Genomic DNA, 20,404 nt, shown 5'->3' on the forward strand with positions numbered 1-20,404 from the left:
TATGACAACCCCAAAGTTCATGTTCATATATCATTATCATCGGTATCATTATACCAAATATTTTTTATATTATAACAAACACCCACCCCGATTTCAAGGCTTTTGTACCGCAAAAGTATCAAACATCAATAAAGTTCCCAAAACATTTTGTATAAATCACTGTCAATAATATAAATCCCGTTATACGGCTGTTCAATATAGAATTTGCCTTTATCCTTATACACAAAAACAGTAGTCTTTTCTGTTTGGGAATTAATTTCAATCCTTATATAATCATTAACATGAGGGGAATCCTGAACGCTCTCCCTATTCGTTTGTTTGGAATCGGAAAGACCGCTTATCACTTCATCAATCCAAGTTTTATCCGAAGAGTTCACCGTGTTTTCACCGTCAATTACATCAACAGAAACAACATCACTGCTTTGAGGCAATATAATAGGATTTGCTTTTTTACCGCAAGCAAATAAAGTCAATATTCAAGCAACGCAGATTATTACAGAAAAACATTTTTTCATAAATACATTTTCCTTTACTGATTTTCTTTATTATAACATAAAAAAATAAAAATCTGTCAAAGAATTTATAAAGAATTTTTACAATATAAATTGATTAACTCAAACTTTAAACAAACAAAAAAGCCGAGGGTCTTAAAAATTTAAGACTTTCGGCTTTTGGCATCCCCGACCGGAATCGAACCGATGGCCTACTGCTTAGGAGAAGCCCCCGAGGGGCATTTTTGACTCCCTGCAAATCCCCGAAAAACCTTGATTTTACTGGCTTTTCCGAGGTTTTGCTGTCAATAAATTCTCGTCCAAAACCTGCTAATTTTTCGTGGTTTTTTGCCTTCCTTTTAGCAAGGTATTAGCAAATGCAAAGAAATATGGGAATATGAGTTGTATTTATACCGCCGTATTTCAAATTATTTGATGTCAATAGACGGCGGGTAGAAATATTCATAATTTTGGTGTATAATAGGAAATTAAGAGAAAGACAAATTTGAATTTTACGGTCAGTAAGGAATGAGTAAAGTTATATGATTGTATTATAAGCGATTTGTTAAATTTTTATAACCACTTGTATTTGCCTGCAATTTATGGTATAATGTTTTAGAATTTAGAAAGAGGTGGAAAGATGATTAACTTTTCTTGCAAATAAAATCAAAATATGCGGTAGTGCTATACTTTGGCATTATTGTGTCTATTGCAAGAAAGTTATATGTCTATCTTACTCAATATAGTGCTGTTGCCACTTTTGCTTAGTGGTGTTATTATGCTATGACGAGCTGCAAGGATAAACTTTCTTGCGGCTCTTATTTTGTTTTGGAGGTGCTTTATGAATAGTGCAGATCAGATAGTTACACATGATTCACTCCGTATAGTGTCGGTTCCTTTTGGTGAAATCTATACGGAGTAAACATTCACCGAACCGACTTTATATCGTATGACAGGCAAAGGAGGATAATATTTATGTCAATGATTAAAATTGAAAACCTTACGTTTTCATATCCGACAAGTTATGATAATGTTTTTGAAAATGTCAGTTTCCAGGTTGATACCGATTGGAAGCTTGGTTTTGTGGGCAGAAACGGACGAGGTAAAACAACCTTTCTGAATCTTCTGCTTGGGAAATATGAGTATAGCGGAAAAATCCTATCATCCGTACAGTTTGATTATTTTCCTTATCCCGTTTCAGATAAGAATCGTATTACAGAGGATATATTGCAGGAGGTTTGCCCACTTGCGGAAGAATGGGAACTTATGCGAGAACTTTCTTATCTTGATGTTGATGTCGATGTGCTTTGGCGACCTTTTGAAACACTTTCCAACGGAGAGCAGACAAAGGTTTTGCTTGCCGCTCTTTTTCTTAATGAAGGGCATTTCCTACTGATTGATGAACCTACCAACCATTTGGATGCCAAAGCGAGAAAAAGTGTGGCGACATATCTGAAAAAGAAAAAGGGATTCATCTTAGTTTCTCACGATCGTCGCTTTCTTGACGATTGTGTTGACCATATTCTATCGATTAACCGAGCGAATATCGAAGTGCAAAGAGGAAACTTTTCATCATGGATGTCAAATTTTGAGCGACAGCAAGAATTTGAACTGGCTCAGAACGAACGTTTGCAAAAGGACATCAGACGATTACAGCAGTCGGCAAAACGCTCTGCAGTATGGTCTGAACGTGTAGAAGCTTCCAAAATTGGGGCAGGAGATAAAGGTTATGTCGGTCATAAAGCCGCCAAAATGATGAAGCGTTCAAAATCTATAGAAGCGAGACAACAACAGACAATCGAACAAAAATCAGCATTGCTGAAAAATGTGGAAACCGCAGAAGCACTCAAGATACAACCGCTTAATTACCATACAGATTTGATTGCATCATTATCGAATGTAGTAGTTTATTATGATGGCATTTCAGTTTGTGAACCCGTTTCGTTTGAAATAAGACAGGGAGAACGCATTGTGCTTGATGGAAAGAACGGCAGTGGCAAAAGTAGCCTGTTAAAGTTGGTAGTCGGGCAGTCCATAGATTATACGGGTACAGTAACACTTGGCTCTGGGCTTGTAATTTCTTATGTGCCACAGGATACATCGTATTTATGTGGAACCCTTTCCGAGTTTGCAGAAGAAAACAACCTTGATGAAAGTTTGTTCAAGGCAATTCTTAGGAAAATGGACTTTGAGCGTGTACAGTTTGAAAAGGATATTAAAGACTTTTCTGGCGGGCAAAAGAAGAAAGTCCTAATTGCGAAAAGCCTTTGTGAAAAGGCACACTTGTATGTATGGGATGAACCGCTCAACTTTATTGATGTGTACTCACGTATGCAGATTGAACAACTCATAACGGAGTTTGCCCCGACCATGCTCCTGGTAGAACATGACAGTGTTTTTCGAGATACTGTGGCAAGTAAAATTGTGAATATCTAAATTGGTTCTTCCGCAATTTTACGTTTTTCGCTTTAATAAAAATGGAGAATGCTGATTTACACTGGCATTCCAGTATTGAAAAATTACAAAATACGGATAATTGCGTAAGAACCTCTAAATTAAAATAATTGTATGGGTTAATTCCAGCTTTACAGAGACTCAAATTCCAGTTTGTCGGATTTACTCTAAAATTAGCAAAGACCGCTTACAAAAGTGTAGGCGGTCTTTATTCGTGTTCAGATATATTTGATTTTGAACTTTCTTTTCTTGGCTGAAAGCACCTTGCAAAGAATATCATCTACTGCGTCCGTGTATCTGCCTTGTGCTATCAGGCTGTTCTTCAAACGGATAAGTGATTGCAACACTTTACCGCAATTATATAATAATAAAGGACATAGAGGTAGTGTGCGATTGTCGCTTGACCACCCCTAAATGAACGAATTAACAGGGTAACAACCGCCTTGTCCATTAGCAAAAATTTTTTCCGTTTTTTTCTTCAATTAGCAGAGAGGGCATTTTCATTAGCAAAATAGCGAAAATCCTGCTAATTTTTATTAGCAAGCCGTCCACCTGAAAGGCGGACGACATTAGTTCTAATTTCCATTAGCTGACGGTGAATTTGCTAATGAAAATCCGTGAATTTCTCGATTTTTCTCTTTTTCCGTAAAAATGAAAAAACGCCGGAAACCCTTGATTTTACTGGGTTTTCCGGCGGAGTTTTTGGCGTTCCCGAGGTGATTCGAACACCCGACCTACCGCTTAGGAGGCGGTCGCTCTATCCAGCTGAGCTACGGAAACATCTTTAAAATCTATTCAATTATAGGTACAAACTTACTCAATGTCAATCGCCTTTGCCCGAAAGGCGGTCGTTATAACATATTCTTAGGAGGCAGTCGCTCTATCCTACTGAGCTACGGAGACATATTTTGCAAGAAAACGAAATTCAATTCGTTTTGTCATTATCTTTGCGACAATTTTAATTATAATTATATTCTGCCCGATTGTCAACCGAGCAAACAAAAAACATCCGCAATCCTGCGACTGCGGATGAATCTGTCAATTACTGCTCAACTGGGTAAACAGAAACCTTTTTTCTGTCCTTGCCCATTCTTTCGAATCTAACTGTACCGTCTACGAGAGCAAAAAGTGTGTCGTCCTTGCCGATACCTACATTAGTACCAGGGTGGATGTGTGTGCCTCTTTGACGATAAAGGATGTTGCCTGCAAGTACGAACTGACCGTCAGCTCTCTTTGCGCCCAAACGCTTTGATTCGCTGTCTCTGCCGTTCTTTGTAGAACCCATACCTTTTTTATGAGCAAAAAGTTGTACATTAAGCTTAAGCATAATTACACCTCCGATATAGTTACTTTTATGTTTTGAGGATAATCTTTTTGGAGTTCCGTCATATGAAGAACCAAACCGTTGAGAATATCCTGCGCCTTTTCCGGTGATGACTTGATGCGCAATGACATATATCCGTCGGAAGCAGAAGCACGGGCATCAAGTTTGATAACATCCGTGATTGTGTTTGCCGTGAGATAACATGCACTGCTGATGAATGCACACAAAACATCATTGCCCTCGTCGGCAAATCCGGTGTGACCTTTGCATTCAAATCCTGTAAGCATATCACCGCTTTTGAAAAATTCTATTCTGTTAATCATTAAATCAAACAATTAAGCGTTAATCTTTGTGATCTCAACCTTTGTGTAAGGCTGTCTGTGACCCATCTTGCGCTTTTCGTTCTTCTTTGGCTTGTAGGTGAAAACAGTGATTTTCTTGCCCTTGCCGTTCTTAACAACTGTTGCGTCAACAGTAGCCTTTGCGCAATCCTTGCCTGCCTTAAGACCCTTGTCTGTACCAACTGCAAGAACCTGATCGAAAGTGATTTTTGCTTCTGCTTCTGCATCGAGCTTTTCGATGTAAAGAACATCACCTTCAGATACCTTGTACTGCTTTCCGCCTGTTACGATAACTGCGTACATAGTAATAACTCTCCTTCATAAGTCTCGCTACGATAGGCGAACGCACCGAGGTGTATTTCTTACTGCCCATAATATGCGGCTTAATTATTATAGCAGAATAAAGTAAAATGTCAAGAGGTAAATTGAATAATTTATTTATAGGCGAACACAGTTCGCCCCTACGGTGTCGAAACCTTCCCAAGGTTCGAGCACCTAAATCACTCAATAAAAAAACATAGACACTCAAAAGAGTGTCTATGTTTTTTGGTGGAAACAACAGGGCTCGAACCTGTGACCCTCTGCTTGTAAGGCAGATGCTCTCCCAGCTGAGCTATGCTTCCGTGGTCAACGACATTTATTATAGCATAAATTTTTCATTTGTCAATAGAAATTTAATAATTTTTTATTTTACAAAGCGAAACATATATGATAATATATATTAGATACAATTTAAAGTGAGGTAATGACTATGTTACTTGCAGTTGATGTGGGCAATACCAACATCGTGCTTGGCGTTATTGACGGTGAGGAACTTGTCAGTTCAGGCAGGGTTTCCACCAATATATACGAAACAGAAGACGAATGTGCAATGAAGATATATTCTTTTTTGAATTTGCACAACAACATACAAATTGACGGTGCAATCATTTCTTCGGTTGTTCCGGCACTTGTTACCACGCTGAAAAAAGCAATCTACACCGTTTGCAAGGTGAATGCAATAGTTGTCGGTCCCGGAATAAAGACAGGACTTTCGATAAAAATTGATGACCCGGCACAGCTTGGTGCAGACCTTGTTGTGGGTGCGGTTGCGGCAAAAGAAAAATATCCGCAGCCGACAATCATCTTTGACTTGGGCACTGCAACCACAGGCTCGGTGCTCGACAAAGACGGCAACTTCTTGGGCGGAACAATCACAACAGGCGTGAAAACATCCATCAACGCATTAACAGCAGGTGCAGCTTTGCTTCCGCAGATTGACATAGCAGCACCGAAAAAAATCATCGGCACAAATTCAATCGAGAGTATGCAATCGGGATGCGTCATCGGCACAGCGTGTATGATTGACGGACTCATTGACAAATTTGAGCAAGAACTCGGCGAAAAGGCAACGGTTGTTGTCACAGGCGGTCTTGGCAAATCAATAGCAAAAAATTGCAGTCACGATATGATAATTGATGAAAATCTTTTGATTGACGGACTGCGAATTATATATAACAAAAACAAATAATTTCTTTTTAGAGAGGACAATTAAAATGAAGCTTGATACTATTTGTGTGCAAGGCACATACAAACCAAAAAACGGTGAACCACGAGTTATACCGATTGTTCAATCAACAACATTCAAATACGACAGCAGTGCCGAGATGGGCGACCTTTTCGATTTGAAAAAGAGCGGATATTTTTATTCACGACTTCAAAACCCAACCTGCGACAATGTTGCCTCAAAAATAGCGGCTCTTGAGGGCGGTGTGGCAGGAATGCTCACAAGCTCGGGTCAGGCAGCAAACTTCTATGCAGTGTTCAACATTGCACAGGCAGGCGACCACATTGTGTCATCATCTGCAATCTACGGCGGAACATTCAATCTTTTCAATGTCACAATGAGAAAGCTCGGAATTGATTTCACATTCGTTTCACCAACCGCAACAGAGGAAGAACTCCAAGCTGCCATCAAGCCAAACACAAAGGCAATTTTCGGCGAAACAATTTCTAACCCAAGCCTTGATATTTTGGACATCGAAACATTTGCAAAGGTTGCTCACAAGAACGGAATTCCGCTCATCGTTGACAACACATTTGCAACACCTATCAACTGCCGTGTATTTGATTTCGGCGTTGACATTGTTACACATTCAACAACAAAATATATGGAAGGTCACGCATCAACAATCGGCGGTGCAATCGTTGACAGCGGTAATTTTGACTGGACTCAAAACGACAAATATCCGGGACTCACAACTCCTGACGACAGCTACCACGGTGTTGTTTATACCGACACATTCGGCAAAGGCGCATACATCACAAAAGCAACCGTTCAGCTTATGAGAGATTTGGGTTCTGTTCAATCACCAAACGAAGCATTCCTTTTGAATGTCGGTCTTGAATCATTGCATTTGAGAATTCAAAGACATTGCGAAAACGCAAAAAAGGTTGCAGAGTATCTTGAAAATCATCCAAAAATCGAATGGGTTAAGTGTTCAATGCTTCCAAGCGACAGCCAATACGCACTTGCTCAAAAATATATGCCAAACGGCACTTGCGGTGTTGTTTCATTCGGCGTTAAGGGTGGCAGAAATGCGGCAACAACATTTATGGACAGCCTTGAATTGGCAGCCGTTGTTACCCATGTTGCAGATGCAAGAACATGTTGCCTGCACCCTGCATCAACAACTCACCGTCAGTTGACAGACGAGCAACTTGCAGAATGCGGTGTTACACCTGACTTGGTAAGATTTTCCTGCGGTATCGAAGCTGCAGAGGACATCATCGCAGACATCGAGCAAGCACTCAACAAAATTTAACCAAAGGAGATTTTACAATGCTTGAATACAGATACGACACTCAGCTTCTCATCGAGGGCACAGACCTTGACGAGGACGTAATCAACGATTACTTTGTGGAGCACTTCAAGGGCGACTGCCTCATCGCAGTCGGTGACGAGGATTTAATCAAAATCCACTACCACACCAACGAGCCGTGGAAAGTTTTGGAATATTGCAGAAGTCTTGGCGAAATCTACGATATTGTTATCGAAGATATGGACAGACAAGAGAGAGGGCTTAAAGGCTGATGAAAATTAAAAAAGGCTTCACCGTGCGAAACATTGCAGGCTCGGACATTGTTGTTCCAGTTGGCAATGCAGAAAAAATATTCAACGGAATGATTACCCTCAACGAAAGCGGAGCGTTTTTTTGGAACGCATTGCTCAAAGACACCACCGTTGACGAAGTCGTAAAAAAGGTTACTTCCGAATACGATGTTGACGAAGAAAGAGCAAAAGCCGATGTTGAAAAATTCATTGAACAACTCCGAGAAAACAACCTCATAGAAGAATAAGCAAAACAAGTAAGCCCCACCGATTCTATTCGGTGGGGCTATTTTTACGGCTTAATTAATTTTCCTTTTTTGAGTAACGCAAGCATTTTTTCATTTTGTTCGGGTGTACCCTTATAATCTTTGATTTTATTCTTAACGGCAATCTTTTTTCGATAATCAAAATCGCTTTTTGCACCAATCGCCTCCAAAGCATCAACTATGCTCAGACTGTCACCCTTATAGCTCTTAAAGCATTTTACCGTGCTTTTCTTCTTTTTAGGTCGAAGAACACCCAAAAACGAAGTGTAGCTATGCTTGACAAGGGTCATCGGTTCGTGCTTTGCTCTTGGAAAATTTTGGTCGTAAGAATAAAAATACGAGGTTGTTCCCTCGCCCGTCGCAACAGAAATGTGACCGTTTCCGCTTCTTGATGTGAACACGCAAAGGTCGCCCTTTTTCGGAACAAACTCCGCCGTGTTGTCAATCCATTTAAAGTTCTTTGTGAGGTACTCACTCGTTTTGCGTTTGTTGTAATATTCAATTGCATTGCCTATGCTTTCAGGCTTCACCCCGAGAACATTCTTGATATAATGCTTTGCAAGGTCAACACACTGAACTCCGTAAACGCCGTCATAATCAATGCTTTTACCGAGATTTTGGCTCACCCATTTTTCAAATGTCATCAACATTCGCCCTCTTTCTTTTCAAGGTTCATCACAGCGGAAATCCCTGCGGACACCGCCGCAATGAGCAAACCTGTTACTGCAGATTTTACGCTCACCTTGTCATCGGTAAAATTGATATACATCACATTGACCGTGATATAAGCAAGCGCAGACTGAATAAAAGTTCGCCCTGCTCGTTTTAATGTTGTCTTTGTACAAGTCATATTTGTCCTCCTTTAAAATAAAATTCAAGTTGTCACGGCTCATAAATCACTTGTGTGCCTGTTGGTTTAAATATTTTTGCAATTTGTTTTTGGCAATCGGTACGGAGTGGTTTGCACCGAGCTGTTCCAAGCCGTCAAGTGCGGCGGAAAGTCCGTAGCAAATAAGCTGATTTTCTTCCTTTAGCCTTGCAATAGCCTTATCCTGTGCGGTGTTTCGCTCCGACTGCATTCGAGAGTTATTTTTCAGCGAATAAATATATCCTGCAAGCGATTTGCACACACCGAAAACAGTTAAGCAAGCCGTTACCACCGCACCGACGGTTATGATAATTTGCGCCAAGCTGTTCACGCTTTCGCTCCTTTCAAATAAAGGTGCACAGCACCCTCGGGGACAGCTTCTATATTACATTACATAATATGCCCCTGCAACCAAGCGTGTTATTTTGCGGACATCTGATATTCGCTATATGCAACAACAAAAGCATAAAAACGCAAAAAAATAAGACAGAGCCAAAATCGGTTCTGTCTTTTGATTTGAAATTTTATTTTTTCTTGAATTTGTCAAAGAAGCCTTCCTTGCCCTTATTGGCAACATAGGACTTGTCAAATTCTTTAAGTAACTTCTTTTGTTCCTCGGTGAGTGACTTTGGAATATCAACAACGATATGAACATAAAGGTCGCCCCTTGAAACGCTGTTAAGTCGCTGAATACCTTTGCCCTTGAGTCTAAACACTTCGTTTGGTTGTGTTCCCGACGGAACGGAATATTCAACATCACCGTCAAGAGTTGGAATACGCACCTTAACGCCGAGGCAAGCCTCAACAATGCTGATGTGCTTTTCGTAATGAATATCGTAGCCGTCACGGATAAAGTCCTTGTGATCCTCAACAATAACACCAACTCGAAGGTCGCCCGCAGGTCCGCCGTTTATACCGGCATCGCCCAAGCCTCTTGCAGTAACAACCTGATTGTTATCAATGCCGGCAGGAATGTTGATGTCGACCTTTGTTTTTCTGCGAACCTTACCTCTGCCTGCACACTTGGTGCAAGGCTTGTCGATAATTTTACCTGTGCCGTTACAGGTTGGACAAGGTCTTGTTGAGCTGACTTGGAAAAATCCGGAGCCTTGCTGAACGGTAATATGACCGCTGCCGCCACACTGTGTACAGGTTTTTGGACTTGTGCCCTCTGCACAACCTGTGCCGTGACACTTTGAGCAATCCTCTACCTTTGACACCTCAACGGTTTTCTTGCAACCCTTTGCAGCCTCCTCAAAAGAAATGGTAACGGTTGTTTGAATATCTCTGCCTCGTTGCGGAGCATTTGGATTTCTGCCTCCGCCAAATCCGCCGAAGCCTCCGCTGCCTCCGAAGAAACTACTGAAAATATCGCCGAGGTCTATATCGCCGTCAAAGCCGAAGCCACCTGCTCCGCCGCCGTATCCGCCTTGGCTTGCCGCATAATTAGGGTCAACGCCGGCAAAGCCGAATTGGTCGTACTTTGCTCTTTTATCTGCATCGGACAAAACAGAGTAAGCCTCGTTACATTCCTTGAATTTTTCAGCTGCTGATGGGTCGTCCTTGTTCAAATCGGGATGATATTTTTTTGCAGCCTGACGAAACGCTTTTTTGATTTCGTCATTTGTTGCGCCCTTTTGTACACCGAGCACCTCATAGTAATCTCTTTTTTGTTCAGGCATAAATTGATTGCCCTCCTATTATATCACAGAATGGGTGACCGAAGCCACCCCGTCCTGCTTATTGATTTTTATTAGTTGTCGTCAACCTCTGTATAATCAGCGTCTGTGTAGCCTGCGTTGCCACCCTGCTGTTGTGCATTAGGGTCTGCCTGCTGTTGAGCACCTGCCTGTGCATTTTGTGCTGCCTGTGCTGCTTCATATACCTTTTGAGAAACCTCATAGAACTTGTTTGTGAGATCCTCTTGCTTTGCCTTGATAGCGTCTGTGTCGTCGCCCTTTAATGCTTCCTTGAGGTCGTTGAGCTTTGCTTCAAGAGCGCTCTTGTCATCTGCAGAGAACTTGTCTGCATCTTCTGAAAGCATCTTTTCTGTTTGATATACCATTTGGTCTGCGTTGTTGCGGATATCAACGGCTTCTCTCTTCTTCTTATCTTCTTCTGCAAATTGCTCTGCTTCTCTTACAGCCTTCTCAATATCATCCTTTGACATATTTGAAGAAGCTGTGATAGAGATATTTTGCTCCTTGCCTGTGCCGAGATCCTTTGCACTTACATGAACAATACCGTTTTCATCAATATCAAATGTAACTTCAATCTGCGGAACACCACGACGAGCCGGCATAATACCGTCAAGGTGGAACATACCAAGAGTTTTGTTATCCTTTGCAAATTCTCTCTCACCCTGAAGAACATGAACTTCTACTGAAGTTTGGTTATCTGCGGCTGTTGAGAAAATCTGTGATTTCTTTGTAGGAATTGTTGTGTTACGCTCGATGATAACTGTGTTTACACCGCCCATTGTTTCGATACCGAGTGAAAGTGGTGTAACATCAAGAAGTACCAAGCCGTCAACATCGTTGTTGAGAACACCGCCCTGAATTGCGGCACCCATAGCAACACATTCATCAGGATTGATGCCCTTGAACGGTTCTTTACCTGAGAAGCTCTTGATTGCTTCCTGAACTGCAGGAATACGAGTTGAACCACCAACAAGGAGAATCTTGTCAAGGTCGTTCATTGAAAGACCTGAATCCTTCATTGCCTGGCGAACAGGACCCATTGTTGCTTCAACAAGGTCTGCTGTCATTTCGTTGAACTTTGCTCTTGTAAGAGTTGCTTCGAGGTGCTTTGGACCTGTTGCGTCTGCTGTGATGAACGGAAGTGAGATTTGAGCCTGAGTCATACCTGAAAGGTCAATCTTTGCCTTTTCTGCTGCTTCCTTTACACGCTGCATAGCCATCTTATCTGCTGAAAGGTCAATGCCGTTTTGTGCCTTGAAATCAGCAATAAGCCAATCCATAATTCTCTTATCGAAGTCATCACCGCCAAGGTGGTTATTACCTGCTGTTGCAAGAACTTCCTGAACACCGTCGCCCATTTCGATGATAGATACATCGAATGTACCGCCACCGAGGTCGTATACCATAACTTTTTGGTCGTCTTCCTTATCAATACCAAAAGCCAAAGCGGCAGCTGTAGGCTCGTTGATAATTCTCTTTACATCAAGGCCTGCAATCTTGCCGGCGTCCTTTGTTGCCTGACGCTGTGAGTCTGTGAAGTAAGCAGGAACTGTGATAACAGCCTCTGTTACCTTTTGACCGAGATAAGCCTCTGCATCACCCTTAAGTTTTTGAAGAATGATTGAAGAAATCTCTTGTGGAGTGTAGTCCTTGCCGTCAATGTCTACCTTGTAGTCACTGCCCATATGTCTTTTGATTGAAGAAATTGTTTTGTCCGGATTTGTGATAGCCTGACGCTTTGCAACAGCGCCTACCATTCTTTCGCCGTCCTTTGTGAATGCCACAACAGAAGGAGTTGTTCTTGCACCCTCTGCGTTAGAAATAACAACCGGTTCGCCGCCTTCGATTACTGCAACGCAGCTGTTTGTTGTACCTAAATCAATACCAATAATCTTTCCCATAATAAAATATCTCCTTTTCTGAATAATTACTAATTTGGTTTGTTATCAGTTGGCTGTCTTTACCATAGCAGGTCTGATAACTCGGTCGCCGATTTTGTATCCTTTTTGGAAAACATCGGTGATTACATTTTCTTCAAGCCCGTCATCTTCAATGTGCATCACTGCATTATGGAAGTTAGGGTCAAAGCTCTCACCGCTTTCGCCATAGGCTTCAACGCCGATTTTTGAAAGAGCCGACATCAAACCTTCAAGCGTCATCTCAACACCCTTTTTGAGCGCCTCAAAATCTTCCCCGTCTTGGTTAAGTGCTCTTTCGAGGTTATCAATAACAGGCAAAATCTCGGCAACTACATTGCCCTTTGCATTGGAATAAGTTTGTTCCTTTTCCTTTGCCGATCTCGCTCTGAAATTTGCATATTCAGCAGCCGTATAAGCAAGCTGTTTTTTCACATCTGCAAGCTGATCTTCAACGGTTGGCTCTTTTGTTTCCTCAACCTCGGTATCAACTGCCTTTTCTTCTGTTTCGGCAGAAGTGTTTTGTTCTTTATTTTCTTTTGCTTTGGTTTCTTTCTTACTCATATATTACTCCACCCTCCTTTAACAAATCAGAACAGGTTTTTACTATATAATCTATTCTCGGAAGAATAGAGCTATAATCAATTCTCAATGAGCCTATAATGCCGAGAGTTGCAAGCTGGTCATCATAATATTCAAACTTTGCAACCGCTGTGGCTGTGTTTTTAAGCTCGTATATCGGATTTTCTTCTCCGAGGAAAAGAGCGTTTTGAATTTTGCTCTTTGCAATCTGCGTGAGCATATCTTCAAGTTTTGTCTTTTCTGCAAGGAATGTAAGAAGTCCGAACACCGATTCGCCGAATTCCTCTTGCTTGAGCAAATTGTTTTGACCGTAGATTTGAAGTGTGCCCTCGCTCGCTTCTTTGCAAAGTGAGCAAAACGACGACAACACCGGAAGCATATCAAACAATCTGTCACGAAGCACAGGCGCTGTTGACTGAATGAGCGACATATTGATTTCGTTTACCGGAACACCGATAAAAAATTCCCTTGCCAGCACATAAAACAGCCGTCTGAAATTGTCATCTATCCTGCACGGCATTTGAATGACCGAGGACTTAATTTTGCCTCCGACCGTGAGCATAACGAGCATTGCCTTTTTTTCACCTGCGGGAATCAAATCAGCACCCTGCACACAATCATATTCATCCTTGACCGTTGAGAAAAACGAAGTGCATCCCGTTGCCTCTGACAAAAGTTTTGCCGCATCGGCAAGCAATCTTTCGGGGTCGGACGCGTTGACACTCAACACCTGATTTATCTTTTGCTTTTCAAACGGTGTGAGTGGCTTTGGCACAAGTAAATTGTCTACATAATATCTATAAGAAGCGTTTGTCGGAATTCTGCCGCCCGATGTGTGTCGCTGTTGCAAAAATCCAAGCTCACCGAGAGCCGCCATCTCATTTCTTATTGTAGCGGAGGAAACTGCATAAGGAAGCAACCGGCAAAGTGTTTTTGAACCCATCGGCTCGCCTGTTTGAATATAATGATTAATAATCAAATTCAATATATCCGATCTTCTGTTGCCAATCATATCCTCGCCTCCTTTTTGTTTAGCACTCTTTGTGCCCGAGTGCTAACTACATTTATTATATTATATCCCAAAAGTTCATTTGTCAACACTTTTTTTGAAAAAATTTCTAAAATTCACATTTTGTTAGCATTTTATAGTGCGAAGTGCTAATTTGCATTTTTCTTGAAATCCCATTTTGAGTGTGCTACTATAAAGATGTATAAAATTTATATATTAAAGGGGAGGTGTGGGCATGAATAAAATCACGCCAAACACAACATTAAAAGAAGCCATGGTTAACCCTATGGCAAAAGATGTTATAGAAAAACTTTTTCTCGTTTTGCGTTTGCCGACAGATTTAATCAATTCGGGGATTATGGGCAAGCTGAAATTTAAAACGCTCACAACCGCAACAGCCGGACTTCTTGACAAAAAGACCGTGCAAATGGTTTGCGATATGCTCAATCTCGAAAAAGACGAGGTTATCACCGACCAAGGTGAAATGACCGAAAAATGGTGGAAAGAAGCAATCGTTTATCAAATCTACCCTCGTTCATTTTATGACAGCAACGGTGACGGAATCGGCGACTTAAACGGTATTCGTCAAAAGCTCGACTATCTTCAGGATTTGGGCGTAAACACAATTTGGTGCAGTCCGTTTTACGACAGTCCAAACGATGACAACGGCTACGACATCCGTGACTATCAAAAAATCATGGCAGAGTTCGGCACAATGGAGGACTTTGACAAATTACTTGAGGAAATTCACGCAAGAGATATGAAACTCGTTATTGACCTTGTTGTGAACCACACTTCCGATGAGCACAAATGGTTCAAGGAAGCACTCAAGAGCAAGGACAATCCATACCACGATTACTACATATGGCGTGACGCAACCGATGCAGGCATCACTCCGCCGAACAACTGGGTTTCTCTCTTCAAAGGTTCTGCGTGGAACTACTACGAAAATCTCAACCAATGGGCACTTCACCTTTTCACCAAAAAGCAAATGGACTTGAACTGGGAAAACGAGAAAGTTCGCCAAAGCGTGTACGAAATGATGTTGTGGTGGCTTGACAAAGGCGTTGACGGTTTCAGAATGGATGTAATCAACTTCATCAGCAAGACCGAAGGACTGCCGGAAGCAAACGCATTTATGGGCATGCTCACAGGATACAAAGGCGCAGAATACTATTTCTACGGTCCACGCTTGCACGAATTCTTGCACGAGATGAGAGAAAAAACATTCGGCAACTACGATGTTTACACCGTTGGTGAATGTGGCGGTGCGGGAATCGAGATGGACAAAATGCTCACCGCAGATTTCAGAGGCGAGCTTGATACCGTATTTAACTTTGACTTCTTAATCAACCAAGGTCACACTGCATACGACCCTTACGAGCAGGATATGTACAAAGTTATGGAAAACTTTGAAACATTCCAAACAGAGTACACAAATCACTGCTGGCCAACTGTTTTCTTTGAAAATCACGACAATCCAAGAGTCGTTTCAAGAACCGACAGGTCGGGTGCGTACCGTGATGAAATCGCCAAGGTTTGTGCACTTATCGAAATGACTTTGCGTGGAACACCGTACATTTATCAAGGTCAGGAACTCGCAATGGCGAATGTGGAATTTGACTCAATCGAAGAAATGAACGATGTGCAGTCAATCAATTTCTACAAAGACGCAATCAGAAAAGGCAAGAACAGAGAAAAATATTTCAAACTTGCTTCAATCGGTTCAAGGGATAATGCAAGAACTCCGTTCCAATGGAGCGACAGCAAAAACGCAGGTTTTACAACAGGCAAGCCGTGGCTCAAAATCAACAACGACTACAGAGTTTACAACGCAGAGGACGAAGCAAGCCGTGATGACAGCGTGCTCAGTTTCTTCAAAAAAGCAATCAAGCTCCGCAAAGACACAAAGGCACTTGTTTACGGTGATTTCATCCCTGCAACAACAAACAAAGCACCTGTTTACTGCTATTTCAGAGAATACGAGGGCGAAAAATATTACATCGAACTCAATCTCGGCAAAACTCCGCAGCCAAGACCGACAGGCATTTACAATTACGACTTAATTCTTTCCACAAACGAAAACAAAACCGACATTTTGAAGCCGTTTGAGGGCAACATTTACAAGGTAAAATAAACGAAAACCGCCATGGTGCAAACGCATTATGGCGGTTTTATTTTAGTTGGAGTTTTTGATTTTTTCGTTCAAATAATTTTGCAATTCATTAAGTCTGCCCTTATCAAGCGCTTTATAATCTTTCAACGGATTTTCGATTCCGCTTTCCTCATACTTGAAAAAGCCCATTGTGTGGAACGCAAGCAATTCGTATTTTTCAAACTTGAACTGCTTTGTGTATTCCGCATACGCATCCATATCCGCCTCGGTATCGTTTATACCCGGCACAACAACGGTGCGAAGCCACAATCTCTTGCCTTTTTCGGAAGCGTATCTGCCTATTGCCTCGGGAAGCGCAAAATTGCCCTTTGTCCATTTTTTGTATGTTTCAGGCTCATAAAACTTAATGTCAAGGATAATCATATCAGCATTGTCAATCGCAGTTTTGACCTCATCCGTGAGTTCAACAGAACCCGATGTGTCGAGGCAATAGCCGATTTCCTCCGTTTTGAGAAGCGGATAAATCTCGTTGATGAACCTTGCGTTCAAAAGCGGTTCGCCACCAGAAAAAGTTACGCCTCCGCCGTTCTTGAAATACGGTTTGTATCGTCTGACCTTTGCAAAAACTTCAGGCGCTTCCATATCAATTTCACCCTTGTGCCAAGTGTCGGGATTATGACAATAAGCACATCTCAACGGGCAACCCGTAAAAAATATGTCAAATCTCAATCCCTCGCCGTCAACAGCGGCAAGTGACTCAAATGAATGAATGTTAGCCATTATTTTCCTCCTCATAATCAGGCATATCTACAATTATCGGCTCGTGATGTACTGCCGGCAAAAACTTTTCAAGCACATCTTTGGTTTGCATTTTGAGTGATGAAGTGCACACGCAAGGATGACAACCGAGAGTTTCGCTTTCAACAACAGGGCGGTCGATGACAAGTTGAACACGGTTATTCTTATCGTTCATCAATCCCATAATTGAAACAGCACCCGGTTTTATATCCAAAAACTCTTCCATAAAATCAGGAGTGGCAAACGAAAGTCTTGAGCAACCGAGTTGTTTTGTGATGTCCTTTGTTTTAAACACCTTGTCGCCCGGCATCATAAGCATATAAAAATCGGTCTTTTGACGATTGCATAAAAACAGATTTTTGCAAATGATTGTGCCCAAAATCTTATCAATTTCGTTGCACTTTTCCATAGTATTTGCTTCTTCGTGGTCGGTGCGATAATACTCTATTCCGAGTTCATCCAAGAGGTCGTAAACCCTGATTTCTTTTTCTTCTCTGCCCGTCACATCGGCAGGTCTGCCCTTTTGTAATTCCATAACATTCTCCGCAATTTTTATATTGGATATATAATAGCACAATTTAGATTTAAAATAAAGTCCCTGTAACGAAACAGGGACTTTTTTCGGCACGTTTTAAGCCATTTATCAAGATTTTGTCAAGATTTTACATTGACTGGTGGAATGTACGAGCAATAACCTCTTCTTGCTTATCTCTTGTGAGCTTGTTGAAGTTTACTGCGTAACCCGATACACGAATTGTAAGTGATGGGTAAAGAGTTGGGTCTTCCATAGCAGCAATAAGCTTTTCACGGTTCAAAACATTTACATTGAGGTGATGAGCATCCTGCTCGAAGTAACCGTCAAGCATTGTTGTGAGGTGCTCAATTCTGTCATCTTCATCAGTACCGAGTGCATCAGGAGTGATTGAGAATGTGTTTGAAATACCGTCCTGGCAGCAAGCATAGTTGAGCTTTGCAACAGAGTTAAGAGAAGCCAAAGCACCTTCGCAATCTCTGCCGTGCATTGGGTTTGCACCCGGAGCAAACGGTTCGCCTGCTTTTCTGCCGTCAGGAGTTGAGCCTGTCTTTCTGCCGTACATAACATTTGATGTGATTGTAAGGATTGACAATGTGTGTCTTGCGCCACGATAGCAAGGAGTCTTGCAAAGTTCGTGATAGAAATATTCGATAAGGTCCTTACCGATAAGGTCAGCTCTGTCATCATCGTTACCATATTTAGGGAACTTGCCCTCTACCTTAAAGTCGGTGATAATGCCACGGTCGTCCTTTACAGGAGTAACCTTTGCATACTTAATAGCTGAAAGTGAGTCGATAGCAACAGAGAAACCTGAAACACCGAAAGCCATAAGTCTTTCAACATCTGTGTCGTGAAGAGACATCATAAGTCTTTCATAAGCATACTTGTCGTGCATATAGTGGATGATGTTCATTGTGTTTACATACAAACGAGCCATCCAAGAAAGATACTTCTTGTAAGCGGCATAAACTTCATCATAAGAAAGTTCTTTTTCTTCAAATACTTCGCCTACAGGTGCGATTTGGTGACCTTCAATTTCGTCCTTACCGCCGTTGAGAGCCATAAGAAGAACCTTTGCAAGGTTACATCTTGCACCGAAGAACTGCATTTGCTTACCTGTCTTCATAGCAGATACGCAGCAAGCGATTGAATAGTCATCGCCATACATTCTTCTCATAACATCGTCGTTTTCGTACTGAATTGAGTCTGTATCAATAGAAACCTGAGCACAGAACTTCTTGAAGCCTTCAGGAAGTCTGTCTGACCACAATACTGTGATGTTTGGTTCTGCTGATGAGCCAAGGTTGTAAAGAGTTTGAAGTACACGGAAGGAAGTCTTTGAAACCATATGCTTGCCTTCGCCTGTAACGCCTGCCAAAGCCATTGTTACCCAAACAGGGTCGCCTGCAAAGAGGTCGTTGTATTCAGGTGTACGAAGGTGACGAACTAATCTGAGTTTTACAACAAGGTCGTCAATAAGTTCCTGAGCGTGAACTTCATCAAGAACGCCCTCTTCAATATCTCTCTGAATATAAATATCAATAAATTCAGCGATTCTGCCGATTGAGTTAGCCGCACCGTTTTGTTCCTTGATTGCACCAAGGTAACCGAAGTAGAGCCACTGGATAGCTTCCTTTGCTGTTGTAGCAGGCTTTGAAATATCATAGCCGTAACGAAGAGCCAAGCCTTTAAGCTGATTCATAAAGTCGAGTTGCTTTGAAAGGTCCTCAAGATTGTGGATTGTATCCTCATCAAGAACTTCTTTTTCGCCCATCTTTTTCTTGTCGAGTTTCTTCTGCTCGATAAGGTAATCCATACCGTAAAGAGCAATACGGCGATAGTCACCGATGATTCTGCCACGAGCGTAAGCATCAGGAAGACCTGTAAGGATACCTGCATGACGAGCGGCCTTCATTGTGTCTGTATATGCACGGAATACGCCTGTGTTGTGAGTTGTTCTGTATGTGAACTCATCCTTGATTTTTTCTGAAAGCTCATAGCCGTAAGCGTTACAAGCCTGAACTGTGTTTCTGAGACCTGCAAAAGGTGAAACGCCTCTTTTAAGAGGAGCATCTGTCTGCAAACCTACAATAATATCTGTATCTTTGTCAACTACATAACCTGCGTCGTGAGAAAGAATTGAAAGTACTCTTTCTGTATCAACATCAAGTACGCCGCCCTTTTTGTTTTCTTCGATAAGGAGCTCGTTAACTCTCTTCATTGTCTTTTCTGTTCTCTCTGTAGGGCCCTGCAAAAATGAGCTGTCGCCATCATAAGGGGTGTAGTTCATTTTGATGAAGTTTGATACATCGATTTGGTCACACCATACGCCGGTGTTGAAATTTCTCCATGCTTCCATGTTTTGTTTTCCTCCGTAAATTACTTGTTTGTATCATCGAGTCACATTGTCCTTGCACTGCGGATTTGTGCCGTGCTCGCAATTTGTGCAAGCCTTTTGACCGCACCTATGACAGCACAATGTGTAGCTTTTGCACAGTTCCACATCTCCGCCATGGATAACAAGTGACTTTCCGTTAATAATAGCATCGGCAGTTTTCAGCCTTGCCGATTCATAAATTGCAGCAATAGTTGAGCGAGCAACATCCATCTGCTTTGCACATTCCTCCTGCGAGTAGCCAAGCGTGTCCATCAATCGCATAACCTCGTATTCATCGAGCGATAAATCAACTACATCAGCATAATCACCGAAGGGTCTGAATCCCATTGTTTTAGGGTAGGCACAAATGCGTCTTGGCTTCTTTGGTCTAGCCATAAAAACACCTCCGTAACGACAATGCCTTTTTTGCTTCAATGGCATTATACCACTTTATCGACATATGTCAATAACTTTTTTCAACTTTTTTAAATTCTTACATTTGTCATAAAAAATCTTTAAATTTCGAGCAAATTTTA

The 20,404-nt window shown here is 41.7% G+C and carries 22 protein-coding genes and 2 tRNA genes; 6 read left to right on the plus strand and 18 right to left on the minus strand.

The features are described 5' to 3' along the window. Positions 1-125: 125 nt before the first annotated feature. The gene (locus B5D29_RS01825; protein WP_242941719.1) at positions 126-473 is read right to left on the minus strand and encodes a DUF5301 domain-containing protein; all 348 of its coding nucleotides are present in this window, start codon (positions 471-473) and stop codon (positions 126-128) included. Positions 474-1,466: 993 nt separating this feature from the next. Here B5D29_RS01825 and B5D29_RS01830 point away from each other — a divergent pair. After that, positions 1,467-2,927 (plus strand): Lsa family ABC-F type ribosomal protection protein, encoded by a 1,461-nt coding sequence (locus B5D29_RS01830; protein WP_078767871.1) that lies wholly within the window; start codon positions 1,467-1,469, stop codon positions 2,925-2,927. Positions 2,928-3,163: 236 nt separating this feature from the next. Here B5D29_RS01830 and B5D29_RS08825 read toward each other — a convergent pair whose 3' ends face one another. The 6 genes from B5D29_RS08825 to B5D29_RS01855 all read right to left on the minus strand — a co-directional run bounded on the left by B5D29_RS08825 (position 3,164) and on the right by B5D29_RS01855 (position 5,233). Further along, positions 3,164-3,289 carry a hypothetical protein gene (locus tag B5D29_RS08825; protein WP_278286410.1) on the minus strand — a complete coding sequence of 42 codons (126 nt, stop codon included), beginning with the start codon at positions 3,287-3,289 and terminating at the stop codon, positions 3,164-3,166. A gap of 359 nt (positions 3,290-3,648) precedes the next feature. Further along, positions 3,649-3,725: transfer RNA gene (locus B5D29_RS01835), tRNA-Arg, on the minus strand. A 262-nt stretch (positions 3,726-3,987) separates the two neighbouring features. Further along, positions 3,988-4,272, minus strand: coding sequence for a 50S ribosomal protein L27 (rpmA, locus tag B5D29_RS01840; RefSeq protein ID WP_078767872.1), 285 nt, complete (start codon positions 4,270-4,272; stop codon positions 3,988-3,990). Positions 4,273-4,274: 2 nt separating this feature from the next. Beyond that, positions 4,275-4,592, minus strand: a complete 318-nt coding sequence (locus B5D29_RS01845) for a ribosomal-processing cysteine protease Prp (RefSeq protein ID WP_078767873.1) — start codon at positions 4,590-4,592, stop codon at positions 4,275-4,277. Positions 4,593-4,604: 12 nt separating this feature from the next. Next, entirely contained in the window at positions 4,605-4,913 is a 309-nt protein-coding gene (rplU, locus tag B5D29_RS01850; protein WP_078767874.1) for a 50S ribosomal protein L21, read from the minus strand. Between the two features lie 244 nt (positions 4,914-5,157). Further along, positions 5,158-5,233: transfer RNA gene (locus B5D29_RS01855), tRNA-Val, on the minus strand. A gap of 122 nt (positions 5,234-5,355) precedes the next feature. On the opposite strand from B5D29_RS01855, the gene B5D29_RS01860 reads away from it, so the two are divergent. The 4 genes from B5D29_RS01860 to B5D29_RS01875 are packed head-to-tail and all read left to right on the plus strand — an operon-like array spanning position 5,356 to position 7,949. Next, positions 5,356-6,120 (plus strand): type III pantothenate kinase, encoded by a 765-nt coding sequence (locus B5D29_RS01860; protein ID WP_242941720.1) that lies wholly within the window; start codon positions 5,356-5,358, stop codon positions 6,118-6,120. 25 nt (positions 6,121-6,145) lie between these two features. Then, positions 6,146-7,414, plus strand: coding sequence for an O-acetylhomoserine aminocarboxypropyltransferase/cysteine synthase family protein (locus B5D29_RS01865; RefSeq protein ID WP_078767876.1), 1,269 nt, complete (start codon positions 6,146-6,148; stop codon positions 7,412-7,414). A gap of 17 nt (positions 7,415-7,431) precedes the next feature. After that, a complete protein-coding gene (locus tag B5D29_RS01870; protein ID WP_078767877.1) occupies positions 7,432-7,683 on the plus strand; it encodes a kinase to dihydroxyacetone kinase in 252 nt (83 codons plus the stop codon). Beyond that, positions 7,683-7,949 (plus strand): PqqD family protein, encoded by a 267-nt coding sequence (locus B5D29_RS01875; protein WP_078767878.1) that lies wholly within the window; start codon positions 7,683-7,685, stop codon positions 7,947-7,949. Before B5D29_RS01870 ends, B5D29_RS01875 begins: the two co-directional genes overlap by 1 nt. A 44-nt stretch (positions 7,950-7,993) precedes the next feature. Here the strand turns inward: B5D29_RS01875 and B5D29_RS01880 are convergent, their stop codons facing one another. The 7 genes from B5D29_RS01880 to hrcA all read right to left on the minus strand — a co-directional run bounded on the left by B5D29_RS01880 (position 7,994) and on the right by hrcA (position 14,045). Further along, a complete protein-coding gene (locus B5D29_RS01880; protein WP_078767879.1) occupies positions 7,994-8,617 on the minus strand; it encodes a CHAP domain-containing protein in 624 nt (207 codons plus the stop codon). Further along, entirely contained in the window at positions 8,611-8,817 is a 207-nt protein-coding gene (locus B5D29_RS01885) for a hypothetical protein (RefSeq protein ID WP_078767880.1), read from the minus strand. Before B5D29_RS01885 ends, B5D29_RS01880 begins: the two co-directional genes overlap by 7 nt. A 46-nt stretch (positions 8,818-8,863) precedes the next feature. Then, positions 8,864-9,166: a hypothetical protein gene (locus tag B5D29_RS01890; protein ID WP_078767881.1), complete on the minus strand. Its 303-nt coding sequence runs from the start codon at positions 9,164-9,166 to the stop codon at positions 8,864-8,866. 193 nt (positions 9,167-9,359) lie between these two features. Next, positions 9,360-10,517, minus strand: a complete 1,158-nt coding sequence (dnaJ, locus tag B5D29_RS01895; RefSeq protein WP_078767882.1) for a molecular chaperone DnaJ — start codon at positions 10,515-10,517, stop codon at positions 9,360-9,362. A gap of 71 nt (positions 10,518-10,588) precedes the next feature. Further along, on the minus strand, positions 10,589-12,436 hold the full coding sequence (gene dnaK / locus B5D29_RS01900; protein WP_078767883.1) for a molecular chaperone DnaK: 1,848 nt from the start codon (positions 12,434-12,436) through the stop codon (positions 10,589-10,591). Positions 12,437-12,481: 45 nt separating this feature from the next. Continuing rightward, complete coding sequence (gene grpE / locus B5D29_RS01905) at positions 12,482-13,015, minus strand: nucleotide exchange factor GrpE (protein ID WP_078767884.1); 534 nt, start codon at positions 13,013-13,015, stop codon at positions 12,482-12,484. Next, positions 13,008-14,045, minus strand: a complete 1,038-nt coding sequence (hrcA, locus tag B5D29_RS01910) for a heat-inducible transcriptional repressor HrcA (RefSeq protein ID WP_078767885.1) — start codon at positions 14,043-14,045, stop codon at positions 13,008-13,010. Before hrcA ends, grpE begins: the two co-directional genes overlap by 8 nt. A 232-nt stretch (positions 14,046-14,277) precedes the next feature. Between hrcA and B5D29_RS01915 the strand changes: the two genes are divergently transcribed. After that, positions 14,278-16,179, plus strand: a complete 1,902-nt coding sequence (locus tag B5D29_RS01915; protein ID WP_242941721.1) for an alpha-glucosidase — start codon at positions 14,278-14,280, stop codon at positions 16,177-16,179. Between the two features lie 42 nt (positions 16,180-16,221). On the opposite strand, the gene B5D29_RS01920 is transcribed toward B5D29_RS01915, so the two are convergent. From B5D29_RS01920 to B5D29_RS01935, 4 genes are all read right to left on the minus strand, one after another. Next, complete coding sequence (locus B5D29_RS01920; RefSeq protein WP_159443375.1) at positions 16,222-16,938, minus strand: radical SAM protein; 717 nt, start codon at positions 16,936-16,938, stop codon at positions 16,222-16,224. Then, positions 16,931-17,491: a prolyl-tRNA synthetase associated domain-containing protein gene (locus tag B5D29_RS01925; protein WP_078767887.1), complete on the minus strand. Its 561-nt coding sequence runs from the start codon at positions 17,489-17,491 to the stop codon at positions 16,931-16,933. The genes B5D29_RS01920 and B5D29_RS01925 overlap by 8 nt, the downstream gene beginning before the upstream one ends. A gap of 127 nt (positions 17,492-17,618) precedes the next feature. Next, entirely contained in the window at positions 17,619-19,850 is a 2,232-nt protein-coding gene (pflB, locus tag B5D29_RS01930) for a formate C-acetyltransferase (RefSeq protein WP_078767888.1), read from the minus strand. Positions 19,851-19,883: 33 nt separating this feature from the next. After that, positions 19,884-20,264, minus strand: a complete 381-nt coding sequence (locus B5D29_RS01935) for a DUF134 domain-containing protein (RefSeq protein ID WP_078767889.1) — start codon at positions 20,262-20,264, stop codon at positions 19,884-19,886. Positions 20,265-20,404: the final 140 nt, after the last annotated feature.

The sequence above is a fragment of the Eubacterium coprostanoligenes genome, assembly GCF_900167205.1.
GTDB classification, from domain to species: domain Bacteria; phylum Bacillota; class Clostridia; order Oscillospirales; family Acutalibacteraceae; genus Eubacterium_R; species Eubacterium_R coprostanoligenes.

What these genes read in the sequence shown, in the direction of transcription:
- B5D29_RS01830 (WP_078767871.1), top strand. Translation starts at nt 1,467, where the DNA reads ATGTCAATGATTAAAATTGAAAACCTTACGTTTTCATATCCGACAAGT.
- rpmA (WP_078767872.1), bottom strand. Translation starts at nt 4,272, where the DNA reads ATGCTTAAGCTTAATGTACAACTTTTTGCTCATAAAAAAGGTATGGGT.
- B5D29_RS01845 (WP_078767873.1), bottom strand. Translation starts at nt 4,592, where the DNA reads ATGATTAACAGAATAGAATTTTTCAAAAGCGGTGATATGCTTACAGGA.
- rplU (WP_078767874.1), bottom strand. Translation starts at nt 4,913, where the DNA reads ATGTACGCAGTTATCGTAACAGGCGGAAAGCAGTACAAGGTATCTGAA.
- B5D29_RS01860 (WP_242941720.1), top strand. Translation starts at nt 5,356, where the DNA reads ATGACTATGTTACTTGCAGTTGATGTGGGCAATACCAACATCGTGCTT.
- B5D29_RS01865 (WP_078767876.1), top strand. Translation starts at nt 6,146, where the DNA reads ATGAAGCTTGATACTATTTGTGTGCAAGGCACATACAAACCAAAAAAC.
- B5D29_RS01870 (WP_078767877.1), top strand. Translation starts at nt 7,432, where the DNA reads ATGCTTGAATACAGATACGACACTCAGCTTCTCATCGAGGGCACAGAC.
- B5D29_RS01875 (WP_078767878.1), top strand. Translation starts at nt 7,683, where the DNA reads ATGAAAATTAAAAAAGGCTTCACCGTGCGAAACATTGCAGGCTCGGAC.
- B5D29_RS01880 (WP_078767879.1), bottom strand. Translation starts at nt 8,617, where the DNA reads ATGTTGATGACATTTGAAAAATGGGTGAGCCAAAATCTCGGTAAAAGC.
- B5D29_RS01885 (WP_078767880.1), bottom strand. Translation starts at nt 8,817, where the DNA reads ATGACTTGTACAAAGACAACATTAAAACGAGCAGGGCGAACTTTTATT.
- dnaJ (WP_078767882.1), bottom strand. Translation starts at nt 10,517, where the DNA reads ATGCCTGAACAAAAAAGAGATTACTATGAGGTGCTCGGTGTACAAAAG.
- dnaK (WP_078767883.1), bottom strand. Translation starts at nt 12,436, where the DNA reads ATGGGAAAGATTATTGGTATTGATTTAGGTACAACAAACAGCTGCGTT.
- grpE (WP_078767884.1), bottom strand. Translation starts at nt 13,015, where the DNA reads ATGAGTAAGAAAGAAACCAAAGCAAAAGAAAATAAAGAACAAAACACT.
- hrcA (WP_078767885.1), bottom strand. Translation starts at nt 14,045, where the DNA reads ATGATTGGCAACAGAAGATCGGATATATTGAATTTGATTATTAATCAT.
- B5D29_RS01915 (WP_242941721.1), top strand. Translation starts at nt 14,278, where the DNA reads ATGAATAAAATCACGCCAAACACAACATTAAAAGAAGCCATGGTTAAC.
- B5D29_RS01920 (WP_159443375.1), bottom strand. Translation starts at nt 16,938, where the DNA reads ATGGCTAACATTCATTCATTTGAGTCACTTGCCGCTGTTGACGGCGAG.
- B5D29_RS01925 (WP_078767887.1), bottom strand. Translation starts at nt 17,491, where the DNA reads ATGGAATTACAAAAGGGCAGACCTGCCGATGTGACGGGCAGAGAAGAA.
- pflB (WP_078767888.1), bottom strand. Translation starts at nt 19,850, where the DNA reads ATGGAAGCATGGAGAAATTTCAACACCGGCGTATGGTGTGACCAAATC.
- B5D29_RS01935 (WP_078767889.1), bottom strand. Translation starts at nt 20,264, where the DNA reads ATGGCTAGACCAAAGAAGCCAAGACGCATTTGTGCCTACCCTAAAACA.